We start from the raw sequence: 15717 nt of genomic DNA on the forward strand, positions 1-15717 counted from the left end.
GCCTCTTTTTCAGGCACCGGCGTCAGAGAGCGCCGGACGGTCGATCTTATCGCGCCCACGCCGACGCGGCGCCGACTCGCGCGCGTAACACCGCCGAAACGGCGACCAGGAAACATGCGGCCATGGAGTCACTGTTCGACGGATACACCTCGCGCCGGTCGCCGCAGCGGGCCGGTGCCGCACCGTGGGACGAGATGTTCCCCGCAGACGCGCCACCCGGCGGAGAGGGCGTGCGCCCTCCCTATCAGGACATGTATCCGGCGCTCGCGGCCATGGACGACGCAGAGCTGAGGGCGCGCACCGATGCCCTCGCCAGTTCGTATCTCGCACAGGGCGTCACGTTCGACTTCGCCGGGGAGGAGCGCCCGTTTCCGCTCGACGTGGTCCCTCGGGTGGTCGCTGCAGATGACTGGCGCTATGTCGAGTCGGGGGTGAAGCAGCGTGTGCGGGCCCTCGAGGCATTCCTCGCCGACGTCTACGGGCCGCAGCTCGCCGTGCATGACGGTGTGATCCCCGCGTCGCTGATCAGCTCGTCCGCGCATTTCCATCGTCAGGCGGCCGGGATCGTCGGAGCGAACGGGGTGCGCATCCACGTGGCAGGCATCGACGTCATCCGCGACGAGCGCGGATCCTGGCGCGTGCTCGAAGACAACGTGCGCGTGCCGAGCGGCGTGAGCTACGTGCTGGCGAATCGACGTGTGATGGCGCAGACGCTTCCGGAGCTGTTCACGAGTCTCAGGGTTCGCCCGGTCGTCGACTACCCCGGCCGCCTCCTGCAGGCGCTGCGCGCCGCTGCTCCTGACGGTGTCGATGACCCGACGGTCGTGGTGCTGACCCCCGGCGTCCACAACTCGGCCTATTACGAGCACACCCTGCTCGCACGCATGATGGGCATCGAGCTCGTCGAGGGGCGCGACCTGTTCTGCTCGGGCGGGCGGGTGTGGATGCACACGACCGCCGGCCCCACTCGGGTGGACGTGATCTATCGGCGGGTCGACGACGAGTTCCTCGACCCGCAGCATTTCCGCCCCGATTCTGTGCTGGGCGCCCCCGGTCTGATGCTCGCCGCTCGTCTCGGCAACGTGACGCTCGCCAACGCCGCGGGCAACGGCGTGGCCGACGACAAGCTCGTCTACACGTACGTCCCCGACCTCATCCGCTACTACCTGGGTGAGGAGCCGGTGATCCCGAACGTCGACACCTGGCGGCTCGAGGATCCCGGTGCGCTGGAGGAGGTGCTCGACAGGCTCGACGAGCTGGTCGTGAAGCCGGTCGACGGATCCGGGGGAAAAGGGCTGGTCGTCGGACCCGATGCGTCGCGCAAGACGCTGGACGAGCTGCGCACGTCGCTGCGGGCCGATCCTCGAGGGTGGATCGCTCAGCCGGTCGTGCAGCTGTCGACGATCCCGACACTCGTCGAAGACGGATTCCGACCGCGGCACGTCGACCTGCGTCCCTTCGCCGTGAACGACGGGAACGACATCTGGGTGCTGCCCGGCGGTCTCACCAGGGTGGCTCTGCCTGAGGGGCAGCTCGTCGTGAACTCCAGCCAGGGCGGCGGCTCGAAGGACACCTGGGTGCTGGATCCGTCGCTGTTCACCGGGCCGACGGCGACCGTGGAGGGTGACCAGGATGCGGCGGCCGACGAGGTGTCGCTCGCCACCGGGGCGATCGCCGTCGTGGCGCCGGCGCGCGAGGATCCGCACCCGCCCTTCCTCTCGTCCCCGCAGGACGAGGACCTCGAGCTGCGGCACCACCAGCAGCAACAACAGCAGCAGTTGGGAGGAGCAGGATGCTGAGCCGCATCGCCGAGGCGCTGTTCTGGATCGGCCGATATGTCGAGCGGGCCGACGGCACCGCGCGCATCCTCGACGTGCATCTGCAGCTGCTGCTCGAAGACCCGTGGGTCGAGGAGGACACGGCCTGCCGTGCGCTGCTCTCGGTGATGGGGACGACAGCGGACGCCGACACCGTGCTGAGCCGCGACGACGTGGTGAGCCGTCTCGCTCTCGACCGCGAGCACTCCGCGTCGATCGCCCACTCGATCGCATCCGCCAGGGAGAACGCACGCCGCGCACGCGAGATCATCTCGACGGATCTGTGGGAGACCCTCAATGAGTCGAACGCCCGGATGCCCCGTCGCATCGCCTCAGACAAGACGCATCCGTTCTTCCGATGGGTGCGCGATCGTTCGGCGCTGGCCTTCGGCGTCGTCGACTCCTCGACGAGCCGCGATGAAGCATGGCACTTCTTCGTTCTCGGCCGCTCGATCGAGCGCGCCGACATGACCGCGCGTCTGCTCGCGACGCGGTCGCTGACCGAGGCGGGTGGTCCGAGCTGGACGACGCTGCTGCGCAGCTGCGGTGCCTACGAGGCCCATCTGCGCAGCCACCGAGCGGTGCCGACAGGCGCGTCTGCGGTGGAGTTCCTCCTGATCGACCGTCTGTTCCCCCGGTCGGTGCTCTCGAGCATCCTGCAGGCTGAGGAGTGCCTGCGCGGCATCGATCCGGCCGGTGCGTTCGGAGTGCCCGACCGTGCTCATCGAGTGCTCGGTCGCATGCGGTCGGAGCTGGAATATCGACCGATCGGTGACACCGTGCACCGGCTGTCGGAGAGCATGGAGGAGGTCCAGGTGGGGATGTCGGTCGCGAGTGACGCGATCAGGGAGCGGTACTTCCCGTCGATCGCGATGCCGGTGTGGATCGGAGAAGCGCTGTGAGCCGCCTCAAGATCGTGCACCGCACGGGCTTCCGCTATGAGCAGCCGGCCACGGCGTCGTACAACGAGGCGCGCATGCTGCCGCACTCACGAGAGGGGCAGTTCGTGCTGCAGGCGACGCTCGACATCTCGCCGGCGGCCACCCAGCACTCGTACTCCGACTACTGGGACACGCGGGTCTCGACGTTCGAGCTGCTGACCCCGCATCAGATGCTCTCGGTCACGGCGACGAGCGTGGTCGACGTCAGACCGTTGCCGGCGTCGAGCGCCGGGATCGACTGGGATGAGCTCGAAGCCCGGATCCCTCAGTCGCTCGCGCTGGCAGAATGCGTTGCGCAGACCCCGGCCACCGCTCCGGACGACGAGATGCGCGATCTCGCCCTGCACTTCGAAGCGGAGGGCGGCGGGGTGGACGAGACCGCCCTCGACATCTGCCGCGCTGTCGGGGAGGCGATGGAGTACCGCAGTGGCGTCACCGGCGTGAGCTCGACGGCTCGCGACGCCTGGCCCGCGCGATCCGGCGTCTGTCAGGACATCGCTCACGTGGCTCTCGGCGTGCTGCGGGCAGCGGGGATTCCGGCACGGTATGTGTCGGGGTACCTGCACCCCGACCCGACGGCCGAGATCGGACAGTCGGTGACGGGGGAGTCGCATGCCTGGGTGGAGTGGTACTCCGGCGAATGGCGCGGATACGACCCCACCAACCTCGTCGACATCGGCGAATCCCACGTCTACGTCGGCCATGGACGCGACTATGCCGATGTCGCTCCGCTCCGCGGCGTATACGCCGGGCCGAGTGCGTCGGAGCTCTTCGTCTCTGTGGAGATCACGCGCCTCGGCTGAGGCGATGGCGTGGCCTGACGACAAGCGCCAGTGGGGAAGAATGAGACGATGACGGATGCATCGATCGAGCGCGAGACGCTCACCTGGGACGGCTTCGGATCCGCGACGCGAGATCTCGCGCGCAGCATCCTCGAGAGCGGCTTCGTGCCCGAGGTAGTGGTGGCCATCGCTCGCGGCGGTCTGCTGCCCGCCGGCGCCATCGCCTATGGTCTCGGCGCCAAGAACTGCGGCGCGATCAACGTCGAGTTCTACACCGGCATCGGCACGGTGCTCGACGCCCCGGAGGTGCTGCCGCCCGAACTCGACATGGCCTATCTCGACGGTCGTCGCGTGCTGCTCGTCGACGACGTCGCCGACTCGGGCCGCACACTGGCACTCGCGGTGCAGCTGCTGAAGGACAAAGGCGCCGACGTGCGGTCGGTCACGATCTACACCAAGCCGTCGACCATCATCCAGCCCGACTATGCGTGGAAGGACACCGATCTGTGGATCAACTTCCCGTGGTCGTTCCAGGGCACGGTGCGTGAAGAGGATCTCGGGCTCGCCCCGTCGGCCTGATGTCGCCCTGGCGTCGACTCAGCCACGCTGGAGTGAGCGCAGGGTCTGGATCGTGTCGGCGTCTGCGACGGCCTTGTCGGGGCGGTAGGTCTTGACGCGCGCGAAGCGCAGAGCGATGCCACCGGGGTAGCGCGGAGAGCGCTGGACGCCGTCGATCGCGATCTCGACCACGAACTCCGGGCGCAGGAACACCGTCGACTGTGTGCGCCGTGTCTCGAACGACGGGAACTGCTCGGTCTGCCAGCGCAGCAGCTCGTCGGTCAGGCCCTTGAACGTCTTGCCCACCATCACGAGTCCACCCGGCTCGCCGAACTCGCCGCTCGGATCGAGTGCGCCCAGGTGCAGGTTCGACAGCCACCCCTGCCGTCGACCCGACCCCCACTCGGCTGCGAGCACCACCAGATCGTAGGTGAGCACGGGCTTGACCTTGACCCAGGATTTGCCGCGCCTCCCCGCGGCATAGGGCGCGTCGACCCCCTTGACGACGACGCCCTCGTGTCCGGCCGCCAGAGACTCTCGTGACAGTTGCTCGGCAGCCTCGGGGTCGTCGGTGACGACGCCCGGCATGCGCCACTCGCCGACGGCCTTCTCGAGTTCGGCCAGGCGGGTCGAGAGCGGCTCGTCGAGCAGATCGTGTCCGTCGATGTGCAGGAGGTCGAAGAACCAGGGGCGCAGCACGAGCTCGCGAGACACGTCGGCGCCGAACCGCGACATCGTCTCCTGGAACGGCCGCGGGCCGCCGTCTTCGTCGAGTGACAGGGTCTCGCCGTCGAGGATCAGGTCGTGGGCGGGAAGACCTCGCACGATCTCGACGATCTCGGGCACGCGGTGGGTGATGTCGGCCAGGCTGCGGGTGTACACGCTCACGTCGTCGCCGCTGCGGTGCACCTGGATGCGTGCTCCGTCGAGCTTGTACTCGACCGACGCCCTGCCCGTGACCTCGAGGGCCGCGGTCGGAGTCGCCGCGGTGGAGGCGAGCATCGGCAGCACGGGGCGACCGACGACGAGGCTCACGGCGTCGAGCTCGGCCTCGGTGCCGGTGAGCGCGAGCAGCGCCGTCTCGCCGAGATCACCCGAGAGCATGGCTGCACGCCGCACCATGGCTGGATCCCGCCCGGATGCCCGAGCGATCGCGTCGAGCAGCACGCCACCCAGCGCTCCGGTGCGCAGCTCGCCCAGCATCGCGCGGGAGAGGAGATCCCATTCGTGCTCGGTGGCCCGCGTCGCGAGCGATGCGAGCGTGGCGGTGCGTGCCGCAGCGGAGCCGGAACCCGATGTGCGAGCGAGCGACTCGAACCCCTCGTCGACATCGCCGATCGACAGAGTCGGGTTCTCTGCGTGTGAGACATCGAGAGCGGCGACTCCGCGCCAGCCGACGCCGAGCCGTCCTTGGCGCGGAGCGGCGAGGAGGATCCCGACCACGACGGGGATCTCGTCGCGGTCGGCGCGCGCGAGCAGCTGTGACAGCGACTCGATCTTGGCGAGGCGCGATGCGGTGGCGGTGACCTCTTCAGCGGTCGAGACGAGGTCCGAGAGCAACATGGAAGCAGTCTGGCACCGGCATCCGACATCGGCGACGCCCTTGCATCGGTCCTCGACGCGGCGCTATGACACCGGCACGCGGAACGGTGGTCGCCTCAGCGCCCGCGGAACTCCGGCTTCCGCTTCTCCTGGAATGCGGCGAACCCCTCGCGGTAGTCATCGGTGTCGCACAGCGCGGCCTGCGCAGCGTTCTCGACCTCGATCGAGTCCCACAGTGCCAGCCGCTCGTCGCGGATCCGCGCGACCAGCTGCTTGCTCGCGAGGAACGCGGCGGTGGCGCCGCGCGCGGCGAGGGCAGCGGCATCCGTCGTCGCCCGCACCACCTCGTCGTCGGGGAGCACGCGAGAGAACAGCCCCGCGGCCACGGCTTCCGTGCCGCTCATCAGGCGCCCCGTGTAGATGAGGTCGAGCGTCCTGTGCGCGCCGAGGCGCTCGACGAACAGGGCATGTCCGCCCGAGTCGAGCGTGGCGCCGAGCGCGGAGAACGGCGAACCGATCTTCGCCGACTCCGCGACGTAGACGACATCCGTGGCGATCAGCAGTCCGAGTCCGACGCCGAGGCACGCGCCGTGGGCGACCGCGAACGTCGGCGCGGGAAAACGCGCCATCCTCTGCAGCAGGGGAGTCACGAGCCCGTCGAGGTAGCCCATGACGTCGTCGTCGCGCGGGTCGACCGCCGAGATGTCGCGTCCGGCGCAGAACGCGCGTCCCTCACCCCGGAGCACGAGTGCGCGCACTCCCGCCGCATCGGCCTCGTCGTATGCACGGCCCAGATCGCGCAGCGCCTGCTCGTCGAGCGAGTTCAGCTGGGCCGGTGCATCCAGCACGACCGTGGCGACGTCGTCGGCGATGGTGAGATCGATCATGGGTGCTCCTCGTCGCTGATGCGGAATGGGCCCTTCGACAGGCTCAGGGACCCAAGGGGGGTGAAGCTGTTCAGACGTCGTAGTCGACCACGACGCGGTCGCTCGTCGGGTGCGACTGGCAGGTCAGCACGTAGCCTCGTTCGAGTTCGTCCGGCTCGAGCGCATAGTTCTCGGTCATCGTCACGCTGCCCTCGATGACTCTGGCGCGGCACGTGCCGCACACGCCTCCGGCGCACGCGAACGGGGCATCGGGCCGCACCCGCAGCGCCGCGTTCAGCACGGACTCGTGGGCATCGGCAGGACTCTCGACGGTCGACGAGACGCCGTCGAGGTTCACTTCGATGCGGATCGTCTTCGCGCCCGCCCGCACCTCGACCGGGCGGGCGGCGCGCACAGGTTCGTCGCCCGTCGTGAAGAGTTCGAACCGGATGTGCTCACGGGGCACGCCGACGTCGGCGAGCACCTCGCGGCACAGATCGACGAGCGAGAGCGGCCCGCAGAGGAACCACTCGTCGACGTCGCTCGGATCGATGAGCATCCCCAGGATCGTGCGCAGCTTCTCCTCGTCGATCCGACCCGACAGCACGGGAGCCGTGCGCTGCTCGCGAGAGAGCACATGGTGCAGCGTCAGGCGCGTCGGGTACCGGTCCTTCAGGTCGGCGAGGTCCTCGAGGAACATCACGTCGAGCGTCGAGCGGTTCGTGTAGAGAAGTGTGAAGCGCGACGATTCCGAGCGCGCCAGCACGGTGTGCGCGAGGGCCATCAGCGGCGTGATGCCCGAGCCCGCGGCGATGCCGACGACGTGGCGCTGATCGAGCCCGTCGAGGCCGGACGTGAACGTGCCCTGCGGGCTCATCACATCGATCTCGAATCCGGCGTGCAGGCCGGTCTGCGCCCAGGTGGAGAACAGCCCGCCCTCGTCGCGCTTCACGGCGACACTGAGCCGGGTGGGCACGTCCGCCGCGATCTGCTCCGCCGTGCGATGCTCCGGCGCGCGGCACAGCGAGTACGACCGGCGCACCTCGGTGCCCTCGAGGGTGGTGCGCAGGGCGACATACTGGCCCGGAAGGTGGTCGTAGTCGTCGGCGAGCTCGGCGGGAACCGTGAAGGTCACCTCGACGGAGTCGTCGGTGAGCGGCCGCACCTCTTCGACGGTGAGAGTGTGGAAGCGGGCGCGCTTCTTCGTGCTCGCTGCGGAGGACGAGCGAACGGATGCCGGTGTGACGGCACTTGGCGGGGCGAACAGCGACATCAGTGCACCTTGAAGTGGTCGAAGGGCTCGAGGCACGCGCGACATTCGAACAGCGCCTTGCACGAGGTGGAACCGAAGCGCGAGACCTCGTGAGTGTCGAGCGACCCGCATCGCGGGCATCGCACGCTGATGGCCAGGCGGATCGGGCCTGACGACAGTGCGGAGCGCCCGGTCGGAGGGGCGATGCCGTACTGCGAGAGCTTCTGCTTGCCGGCATCCGACATCCAGTCCGTCGTCCAGGCGGGGGAGAGCACGAGGCGCACGTCGACCTGCGCGTACCCGGCAGCAGTGAGCGCCAGGATGACGTCGTCGCGAATCGTGTCCATCGCGGGGCACCCGCTGTACGTGGGGGTGATGTCGACCTGCACGTTCTCGCCGTCGACCACCACCGAGCGGAGGACGCCGAGATCCTCGATCGTGAGCACCGGAACCTCGGGATCCGCGACGGCAGCGGCGATCCGCCACGCGTCTGCCTGCAGGGATTCTGTCACCATGATGCCCCCGGATGCCGTCTCGCGAGCACCTGCATCTCGGCGAGCAGGTGGCCGAGCGGAGACGCGTGCGCACCCCGTCTCCCTCCTGCGGAGGATGCAGCGACGGTGGGCGTCTCCAGGCCCGCCTCTGCGAATACGGTGTCGACGACCGCGTCGAAACCGTCACGAAGCGTGGACGGGCGCACGGCACCATCGCCGAGGCGATCGATCAGGGGCTCATCGCGGAACAGCTCGTCGACGTAGGGCCAGACGTCGCGGAGCGCGCGGATGATCCGACGCCGTGATTCGTCGGTCCCGCCGGCGAGGCGCAGCACCCACTGCACCGCATGGTCACGGTGGTAGTCGACCTCTTTGAGGGACTTCTCGGCGATCGCCGCGAACGTCTCGTCCGTGCTGGCCCGCAGCGCCGAGTACAGCTCGAACATGTACGTGGACACCACGAACTGCCGCGCGATCGTCTGCGCGAAGTCGCCGTTGGGCTGCTCGACGATCCACGCGCTGCGGAACTCGGGTTCGTCGCGGAAGTACGCGAGGTCGTCTTCGGAGCGTCCGTCGAATGATCCGGCGAAGTGCAGGAACGAGCGGGCGTGGCCGAGCAGATCGAGTGCGATGTTGCCCAGTGCGACGTCCTCTTCGAGCTCGGGGGCGCGCGCGATCCATTCGCCGAGCTGCTGCGAGAGGATCAGAGCGTCATCGCCCAGCCACAGCGCGTACTCGGCGATGTCGGCGGATGCCGCTGCGGAGCCGGTTCCCGTGAGCTCGTCGCTCAACTGCAGCTCGTCGACGGAGACCTCTCCGTGGATGTCGTTCACAGGTGCGGCACCCCCTCGGAGGCCGTGTAGTACACGGCGTGCCGGTAGTTCTTTCCCGCCGGGCTCTCGAAGTAGGCGCCCTTCGCGTCGGGGTCGCTCGTGGTGATCGCGTCGGCGGGCACGGCCCAGATCGACACCCCCTCGCCGCGACGCGTGTAGAGGTCGCGGGCGTTGCGGATCGCCATGTCAGCATCCGGGGCGTGCAGGGATCCGACGTGCACGTGGCTCAGGCCGCGATTCGCCCGGACGAAGATCTCCCAGAGCGGCCAGGGCTCGCGCTCATCGGCGCCGGGCGTCGCCATCACGCGACGGCCTTCGTCTTGAGAGCCTGTTTGCGGGCGTACTCGGCGGCGGCCTCGCGCACCCACGCGCCCTCCTCGTGCGCCGTGCGGCGACGCTCGAGCCGCTCCGCGTTGCAGGGGCCGTTGCCGCGCAGCACCTCGAAGAACTCGTCCCAGTCGATCTCGCCGATCGCATACTGGCCCGTCTCGTCATCGAAGCGCAGATCGGGGTCGGGAAGGGTGACGCCCAGGATCTCGGCCTGCGGCACGAGCATCCCGACGAAGCGCTGGCGCAGCTCGTCGTTGGTGAAGCGCTTGATCTTCCACTTCATCGACTGAGCGGAGTTGGGTGACTGGTCATCCGGCGGCCCGAACATCGCCAGACTCGGCCAGTACCAGCGGTTCACGGCATCCTGCGCCATCTGCCTCTGCTCGTCGGTTCCCTGCATCAGCGAGAGCAGGATCTCGAAGCCCTGGCGCTGATGGAACGACTCCTCTTTGCAGACGCGCACCATGGCGCGGCCGTAAGGGCCGTAGGACGCGCGGCACAGCGGCACCTGGTTGCAGATCGCGGCTCCGTCGACGAGCCAGCCGATCGCGCCCATATCGGCCCAGGTCGGTGTGGGGTAGTTGAAGATCGAAGAGTATTTGGCCTTGCCGGTGATCAGCTGGTCCATCATCTCGTCACGAGTGATGCCGAGGGTCTGGGCCGCCGAGTAGAGGTAGAGACCGTGGCCGGCCTCGTCCTGCACCTTGGCCATCAGGATCGCCTTGCGCTTGAGGCTCGGGGCGCGGGTGATCCAGTTGCCCTCCGGCTGCATGCCGATGATCTCCGAGTGCGCATGCTGCGAGATCTGACGGATCAGCGTCTTGCGGTACGCATCGGGCATCCAGTCGCGGGGCTCGATGCGCTGCTCGTTCGCGATGAGCTCGTCGAACAGGCGCTCATCGTCGGAGAGCTCGTCATCGACGAGAGAGAGATCTGCGGGGCTGGTCATCATCGACTCCTCGGTGTCCGATCGGCTTTACTGACCGGTCGTTAGGTAATTCTGACACGGAGGTGCGCTGCGCGCAAGACGTGGCGCTCAGCGGGAGCGCGAGACGAGGTCCAGAAGCGCTCGACCGTAGGCCTCGGAGGGATCCGGATGCTCGAATCTCAGCGTCTCCCCGGCGATCTCGACCTCGACGACGAAGGCGTCGGGGAGGCGAGTCAGTGCGCGGAAGGTGCCACGCAGCAGCTCGCGCAGCTGGTCTTCCCGCGGCAGCCAGACGGCATCCGCCAGTGTGACGGCGTCGAGGGCCCACTCGGTCGTGCCGTTGAAGGCCAGATCGGTGCCGCTCGGGGTCTGTCGCGCCTCGATCGTCATCTCGCTGACCGTGAAGACGTCAGCCTCGGCTTCGAGCTCGACATCGTTCGGGAGATCGAGCTGGAAGCGATCTCCCTCGGCGGGATGCCACACGAGTCCGGCGTCGCGCAGGGATACGGCCAATTCTCGGGTGATCACGATTCCACGCTAGACGACGCGGCCCGGTGCGGGCCGTTCCGCCTGTGGATGAACGGACCCCGGATGTCGGCGGCCTCAGGCAGAGTGGAAGCATGACTTCCCCCTCCTCTGTCGACACCCGCACTGCTGCGCTCTCTGCGTTGCGAGAGCTGGTCGGTCGCGCTGACGCCGATTTCCATGACGGCCAGTATGAGGCGATCGAGGCGCTCGTCGAGGGGCGCCGCCGCGCGCTCGTCGTGCAGCGCACGGGGTGGGGGAAATCGGCGGTGTACTTCGTCGCGACGCTGCTGCTGCGACGACAGGGCGCGGGGCCGACCGTGCTCGTGTCGCCGCTGTTGGCTCTCATGCGCGATCAGATCGCCGCCGCCGAGCGCGCTGGTGTCCGCGCCGTGGCGATCAACTCCACGAACGCGCACGAGTGGGCGGAGGTGATGGAGCAGCTCGACCGAGACGAGGTCGACGTGCTGCTCGTCTCACCCGAGCGGCTGAACAACCCCGCGTTCCGCGAGCAGCAGCTGCCGGCGCTCGTGCGAAGGATCGGCATGCTGGTGGTCGACGAGGCGCACTGCATCAGCGACTGGGGGCATGACTTCCGCCCCGACTACCGTCGACTGCGCGACCTCATCGAGCAGATGCCGCCAGAGGTTCCGGTGCTCGCGACCACGGCGACCGCCAACAGCAGGGTCGTGGCCGACGTCGCCGAGCAGCTCGGCACCGGGGGCTCATCGGGTGACGGACCCTCTGAGGTCCTCACGATCCGCGGGCCCCTCGCCCGCACATCGCTGCGGCTCGGAGTGCTGCGTCTGCCGAACTCGGCGAGCCGGCTCGCCTGGCTGCTCAGCCACATCGACGACCTGCCCGGCTCGGGCATCATCTATACGCTCACCGTCGCGGCAGCGGTCGACACGGCCCGGCTGCTGCGCGACCACGGCCACGACGTGCGTGCGTACACGGGGCAGACCGACACCGACGAACGCACAGAATCAGAGGGGATGCTGAAGCGCAACGAGGTCAAGGCGCTCGTGGCCACGAGCGCACTCGGCATGGGTTTCGACAAGCCCGACCTCGGATTCGTGCTCCACCTCGGCGCACCATCGTCACCTGTCGCGTATTACCAGCAGGTCGGTCGCGCCGGCCGCGCGAGCGAGAGCGCAGACGTGCTGCTGCTCCCTGGCGTCGAAGATCGCGACATCTGGCACTACTTCGCGACCGCGTCGATGCCCGATCGTGAGCGCGCTGAAAGGGTGATCGCCGCACTCGGTGATCAGCCGATCTCGACCCCGGCCCTCGAGGCGATGGTCGACATCCGTCGTACGCCGCTCGAGCTGCTGCTCAAGGTGCTCGACGTCGACGGTGCGGTGCGGCGCGTGCAGGGCGGGTGGGTCGCCACAGGTGAGCCCTGGACCTATGACGCCGAGCGCTACGAGCGCATCGCGGGCGAGCGCCGAGCCGAGCAGCAGCACATGATCGACTACGAGCAGACCGACGGATGCCGGATGGAGTTCCTTCAGCGCTCGCTCGACGACGACACTGCAGCGCCCTGCGGCAGATGCGACAACTGCGCCGGCATCTGGTTCCCGAGCGAGATCGGCGAATCGGCGACGACTCAGGCTGCGGAGTCGCTCGACCGAGTGGGCGTCCCCGTCGAACCACGCCGCGCCTGGCCGACCGGCGCCGACAAGCTCGACGTGCCCGTCAAGGGGCGCATCCCGGCGGGGGAGCAGGCAGGCGAAGGGCGCGCTCTCGCTCGACTCACCGATCTCGGGTGGGGCGGCGCTCTGCGAGAGCTCTTCGCGGCGGGGGCGCCCGATGCCGCCGTGACTCCGCAGGTCCTCGGCGGCTGCGTGCGCGTGCTCGCCGACTGGGGGTGGACCGAGCGCCCGGTCGCGGTGGTCGCGATGCCGTCGCGGTCGCATCCGCTCCTCGTCGACTCGCTCGCTCGGGGGATCGCCGAGATCGGTCGGCTCCCATACCTCGGCGCGCTCGATCCGGTGGGCGGTGGGCCGACGGGGCAGCCCGGGGGCAACAGCGTGTTCCGGCTCGCCGGATTGTGGGACCGGTTCAGTGCTCAGCACTTCGACATACCCGAGGGGCCCGTGCTCCTCGTCGACGATATGGCCGACAGTCGCTGGACGTTGACCGTCGCTGCCCGCACTCTCCGACAGGCGGGAGCCACCGACGTGCTCCCGTTCGTGCTCGCGCTCCGCGGCTGACGCCGGCGATCGGAGTGTCCGTCAGCGCCTCACCGACTCGTCACCACTCGTGCCAGCATCCTCCGAACAGCTGCGGCGAGTAGTGGTACGTCTGACCGAGCCGTCGTCATGACGATGGCATGCGTTGTATCGAAGTAGCGGTGCGCGAGGTAGTCGCGCATTCCGGCGACCTCCGCCCAGGGGATGCCGGGGTCAGTGGCAGTCACCGCCTCATCGAGATCCTTGACGGCCTCGCCGATCTCGATGAGGCGTGCACGAATCGCGTCGAAGACGATCTCGTCATCGATGTCGATGCGTTTCTCGTAACGAGCCACCGCCTCACAGGCGGCCGCGATGTCCTGTAGTCGCTCTCCTGGCTGACGGCTCACAGTGACGGCCTCGCGTTCGACAGCCCGCGCTACGGCGGGTTTGAGGCCATCGAACGGCACGAGATCCACCGGTCGACCGAGAATCTGCTCCGCCTCTCGCCGCATTCTCAGTAGAGCGAACACGCCGACACTCGGCGCGACGTCGACAGCCAGATCGATGTCACTCGATTCTGATTCCTCGCCACGTGCGACGCTGCCGAAGAGTCGGATGCGCTCGGCCCCGAGCGGCGACAGTGCGCGTCTGAGATCGGCGGACAGAGCGATCACCTGATCGCGTGCGATCGTCTCCGCCAAGGTGCGCGGAGCGACCTTGACGACGAGGCCGGCCGCTGAGATCAGTCTGTCGACAGCGTCGAATGACGGTTCGCGCCTGCCGTTCTCGTACTCGCTGACGACGCTCTGCGTCATGTCGGCCAACTTCGCCAGTGCCGATTGCGTCAGCCCGCTCTGTCGGCGGGCATAGCGGATCAACGTGGCGGCTCGACTCATGCATTCAGAGTATCGCGAAAGCGCGATATTTCGGGATGGATTCCCGACGTCTATCGAAGGTCATAGACCCGCTTGTACTTGCCCTCGCTCCGCGGCAGCGTGCCAGGCTCCTCGACCTTGACCTCGACGCTGGTGCCGATGTGCACCTTGATGCGATGCGTGAGCACTGCAGCGGCGGCGTCGCACTCCTCGACACTCAACGACGGGTGCCTTTCGATGCGCACGGTCATGGTGTCGAGTTGGGCGGCGCGGTGCAGCTCCAGCACGAAGTGCGGCGTGAGAGTCTCGATGCCCATCACCAGCTCCTCGATCTGCGTCGGGAAGAGATTCACTCCGCGGAGGATGATCATGTCGTCGTTGCGACCGGTGATCTTCTCGATCCGCCGGAGGGCGGGATAGGTCGTCCCGGGCAGCAGGCGCGTCAGATCCCTGGTGCGATAGCGGATCACGGGGAAGGCCTCTTTCGTGAGCGAGGTGAAGACCAGCTCGCCCAGTTCGCCATCCGCCAGTCGTGATCCGGTGTCGCCGTCGATGATCTCCGGAAGGAAGTGGTCCTCCCAGACGTGCGGGCCGTCTTTCGTGAGCACGCTCTCGCTCGCTACGCCCGGCCCCATCACCTCGCTGAGCCCGTAGATGTCGACGGCGTCGATGTGCAGTCGCTGCTCGATCTCCCGCCGCATCTCATTGGTCCACGGCTCGGCCCCGAGCACTGCCACCCGCAACGAGGTCTGCGTCGGGTCGATGCCTGCCGCCTCCATCGCATCGGCGATCGTGAGCAGGTAGCTCGGCGTGCAGAGGATGGCATCCGGCTCGAAATCGGCGATCAACTGCACCTGCCGCGCGGTCTGACCGCCGGAGACCGGGATCACCGTGGCTCCGAGACGCTCGATGCCTGCGTGGGCACCGAGCCCACCGGTGAAGAGTCCGTAGCCGTAGGCGTTGTGCACCTTCATTCCCGCTCGGATGCCCGCGGCGTGCAAAGACCGTGCGACCAGATCACCCCAGCGGTCGAGATCGCCCTCTGTGTACCCGACGACGGTCGGCCGCCCTGTCGTGCCCGACGACGCGTGGATCCGTCGAACCTCGGGCATGGGAACCGCGAACATCCCGAACGGATAGCTCTCACGCAGATCGGCCTTGGTGGTGAAGGGCAGCTTCTGCACGTCGTCGAGGGTGCGGATGTCGTCGGGATGCACGCCGTGATCATCGAACTTGCGTCGGTACGTCGGCACATTCTCGTACGCGTGGTGCACTGTCCACTGCAGACGCTGCAGCTGCAGACGAGCGAGCGCCTCACGAGAATGCAGCTCGGTCTCGGTGCCGATCTCGGCAGGGGTTTCATTCATCGTCGACTCCTTCGTCGCGGGCAGGGCCATGTCAGGTGCGCCGGGTCAGCCCGGGTGCGACCGGTTCGTGGTGAGTGAACGGCCGCGCACCTCGGCGACGACGTCACCCGATTCGTCGGTCACCGTCACGTCGTAGAGCCCGTTCCGACCGCTGACGACCCGGCGAACTGCATGTGCCGTCAGCCGCTGCCCCGCGGTCGTGGACTTGAGGAAGGCGATGTCGGCGCCGCCGGCGACCGTGACCCGCTCGTCCTCGTTGCAGGCGATGGCGAAGGCCGTATCGGCGAGAGTGAACACCAGGCCGCCGTGCGTGATCGCGAAGCCGTTCAGCATGTCGTCACGCACCGTCATCGAGACCACGGCCTCGCCGGGCTCGTCGATCTCGATGACCATCCCCAGCATCGCTGACGCGGCGTCGCGCTGCATCATG

16 protein-coding genes are annotated in these 15717 nt (G+C 68.1%); 5 read left to right on the forward strand and 11 right to left on the reverse strand.

Annotated elements, in window-relative coordinates:
* Positions 1–122: 122 nt before the first annotated feature.
* The 4 genes from ACIOU8_RS10005 to ACIOU8_RS10020 are packed head-to-tail and all read left to right on the forward strand — an operon-like array spanning position 123 to position 4119.
* On the forward strand, positions 123–1799 hold the full coding sequence (locus ACIOU8_RS10005; protein WP_400788692.1) for a circularly permuted type 2 ATP-grasp protein: 1677 nt from the start codon (positions 123–125) through the stop codon (positions 1797–1799).
* Positions 1793–2719, forward strand: a complete 927-nt coding sequence (locus tag ACIOU8_RS10010) for an alpha-E domain-containing protein (RefSeq protein WP_400788695.1) — start codon at positions 1793–1795, stop codon at positions 2717–2719. Before ACIOU8_RS10005 ends, ACIOU8_RS10010 begins: the two co-directional genes overlap by 7 nt.
* Positions 2716–3561 carry a transglutaminase N-terminal domain-containing protein gene (locus tag ACIOU8_RS10015; RefSeq protein WP_400788698.1) on the forward strand — a complete coding sequence of 282 codons (846 nt, stop codon included), beginning with the start codon at positions 2716–2718 and terminating at the stop codon, positions 3559–3561. The genes ACIOU8_RS10010 and ACIOU8_RS10015 overlap by 4 nt, the downstream gene beginning before the upstream one ends.
* A 48-nt stretch (positions 3562–3609) precedes the next feature.
* A complete protein-coding gene (locus ACIOU8_RS10020; protein ID WP_056375913.1) occupies positions 3610–4119 on the forward strand; it encodes a phosphoribosyltransferase in 510 nt (169 codons plus the stop codon).
* Positions 4120–4137: 18 nt separating this feature from the next.
* Here ACIOU8_RS10020 and ACIOU8_RS10025 read toward each other — a convergent pair whose 3' ends face one another.
* The 8 genes from ACIOU8_RS10025 to ACIOU8_RS10060 form a co-directional block, all read right to left on the reverse strand.
* Positions 4138–5661: an ATP-dependent DNA ligase gene (locus tag ACIOU8_RS10025; RefSeq protein WP_400788702.1), complete on the reverse strand. Its 1524-nt coding sequence runs from the start codon at positions 5659–5661 to the stop codon at positions 4138–4140.
* A gap of 95 nt (positions 5662–5756) precedes the next feature.
* On the reverse strand, positions 5757–6527 hold the full coding sequence (locus ACIOU8_RS10030) for an enoyl-CoA hydratase/isomerase family protein (RefSeq protein WP_400788705.1): 771 nt from the start codon (positions 6525–6527) through the stop codon (positions 5757–5759).
* Positions 6528–6597: 70 nt separating this feature from the next.
* Positions 6598–7779, reverse strand: coding sequence for a 1,2-phenylacetyl-CoA epoxidase subunit PaaE (gene paaE / locus ACIOU8_RS10035; RefSeq protein WP_400788708.1), 1182 nt, complete (start codon positions 7777–7779; stop codon positions 6598–6600).
* The gene (gene paaD, locus ACIOU8_RS10040; protein WP_400788711.1) at positions 7779–8273 is read right to left on the reverse strand and encodes a 1,2-phenylacetyl-CoA epoxidase subunit PaaD; all 495 of its coding nucleotides are present in this window, start codon (positions 8271–8273) and stop codon (positions 7779–7781) included. Before paaD ends, paaE begins: the two co-directional genes overlap by 1 nt.
* Complete coding sequence (gene paaC / locus ACIOU8_RS10045; protein ID WP_400788806.1) at positions 8267–9076, reverse strand: 1,2-phenylacetyl-CoA epoxidase subunit PaaC; 810 nt, start codon at positions 9074–9076, stop codon at positions 8267–8269. Before paaC ends, paaD begins: the two co-directional genes overlap by 7 nt.
* A gap of 5 nt (positions 9077–9081) precedes the next feature.
* Positions 9082–9387 (reverse strand): 1,2-phenylacetyl-CoA epoxidase subunit PaaB, encoded by a 306-nt coding sequence (gene paaB / locus ACIOU8_RS10050; RefSeq protein ID WP_042539384.1) that lies wholly within the window; start codon positions 9385–9387, stop codon positions 9082–9084.
* Complete coding sequence (gene paaA, locus ACIOU8_RS10055; RefSeq protein WP_400788715.1) at positions 9387–10364, reverse strand: 1,2-phenylacetyl-CoA epoxidase subunit PaaA; 978 nt, start codon at positions 10362–10364, stop codon at positions 9387–9389. Before paaA ends, paaB begins: the two co-directional genes overlap by 1 nt.
* Positions 10365–10451: 87 nt before the next feature.
* Positions 10452–10871, reverse strand: coding sequence for a pilus assembly protein CpaE (locus tag ACIOU8_RS10060; protein ID WP_400788718.1), 420 nt, complete (start codon positions 10869–10871; stop codon positions 10452–10454).
* Positions 10872–10963: 92 nt separating this feature from the next.
* On the opposite strand from ACIOU8_RS10060, the gene ACIOU8_RS10065 reads away from it, so the two are divergent.
* Entirely contained in the window at positions 10964–13084 is a 2121-nt protein-coding gene (locus tag ACIOU8_RS10065) for a RecQ family ATP-dependent DNA helicase (protein WP_400788721.1), read from the forward strand.
* Positions 13085–13113: 29 nt separating this feature from the next.
* Here the strand turns inward: ACIOU8_RS10065 and ACIOU8_RS10070 are convergent, their stop codons facing one another.
* The 3 genes from ACIOU8_RS10070 to paaI are packed head-to-tail and all read right to left on the reverse strand — an operon-like array spanning position 13114 to position 15716.
* Positions 13114–13941 (reverse strand): HepT-like ribonuclease domain-containing protein, encoded by an 828-nt coding sequence (locus ACIOU8_RS10070; protein WP_400788724.1) that lies wholly within the window; start codon positions 13939–13941, stop codon positions 13114–13116.
* Positions 13942–13991: 50 nt separating this feature from the next.
* Positions 13992–15287 carry a phenylacetate--CoA ligase PaaK gene (paaK, locus tag ACIOU8_RS10075; RefSeq protein WP_400788727.1) on the reverse strand — a complete coding sequence of 432 codons (1296 nt, stop codon included), beginning with the start codon at positions 15285–15287 and terminating at the stop codon, positions 13992–13994.
* 45 nt (positions 15288–15332) lie between these two features.
* Complete coding sequence (gene paaI, locus ACIOU8_RS10080) at positions 15333–15716, reverse strand: hydroxyphenylacetyl-CoA thioesterase PaaI (protein ID WP_400788730.1); 384 nt, start codon at positions 15714–15716, stop codon at positions 15333–15335.
* Position 15717: the final 1 nt, after the last annotated feature.

This window comes from Microbacterium sp. NPDC087589, assembly GCF_044743635.1.
Lineage (GTDB): Bacteria > Actinomycetota > Actinomycetes > Actinomycetales > Microbacteriaceae > Microbacterium.

Bases quoted from the DNA above. Each gene is read 5' to 3' on its own strand.
- ACIOU8_RS10020 (WP_056375913.1), top strand. From the start codon at position 3,610: ATGACGGATGCATCGATCGAGCGCGAGACGCTCACCTGGGACGGCTTC.
- ACIOU8_RS10065 (WP_400788721.1), top strand. From the start codon at position 10,964: ATGACTTCCCCCTCCTCTGTCGACACCCGCACTGCTGCGCTCTCTGCG.
- paaB (WP_042539384.1), bottom strand. From the start codon at position 9,387: ATGGCGACGCCCGGCGCCGATGAGCGCGAGCCCTGGCCGCTCTGGGAG.
- ACIOU8_RS10010 (WP_400788695.1), top strand. From the start codon at position 1,793: ATGCTGAGCCGCATCGCCGAGGCGCTGTTCTGGATCGGCCGATATGTC.
- paaD (WP_400788711.1), bottom strand. From the start codon at position 8,273: ATGGTGACAGAATCCCTGCAGGCAGACGCGTGGCGGATCGCCGCTGCC.
- paaI (WP_400788730.1), bottom strand. From the start codon at position 15,716: ATGATGCAGCGCGACGCCGCGTCAGCGATGCTGGGGATGGTCATCGAG.
- ACIOU8_RS10070 (WP_400788724.1), bottom strand. From the start codon at position 13,941: ATGAGTCGAGCCGCCACGTTGATCCGCTATGCCCGCCGACAGAGCGGG.
- ACIOU8_RS10025 (WP_400788702.1), bottom strand. From the start codon at position 5,661: ATGTTGCTCTCGGACCTCGTCTCGACCGCTGAAGAGGTCACCGCCACC.
- ACIOU8_RS10030 (WP_400788705.1), bottom strand. From the start codon at position 6,527: ATGATCGATCTCACCATCGCCGACGACGTCGCCACGGTCGTGCTGGAT.
- paaA (WP_400788715.1), bottom strand. From the start codon at position 10,364: ATGACCAGCCCCGCAGATCTCTCTCTCGTCGATGACGAGCTCTCCGAC.
- ACIOU8_RS10005 (WP_400788692.1), top strand. From the start codon at position 123: ATGGAGTCACTGTTCGACGGATACACCTCGCGCCGGTCGCCGCAGCGG.
- paaK (WP_400788727.1), bottom strand. From the start codon at position 15,287: ATGAATGAAACCCCTGCCGAGATCGGCACCGAGACCGAGCTGCATTCT.
- paaE (WP_400788708.1), bottom strand. From the start codon at position 7,779: ATGTCGCTGTTCGCCCCGCCAAGTGCCGTCACACCGGCATCCGTTCGC.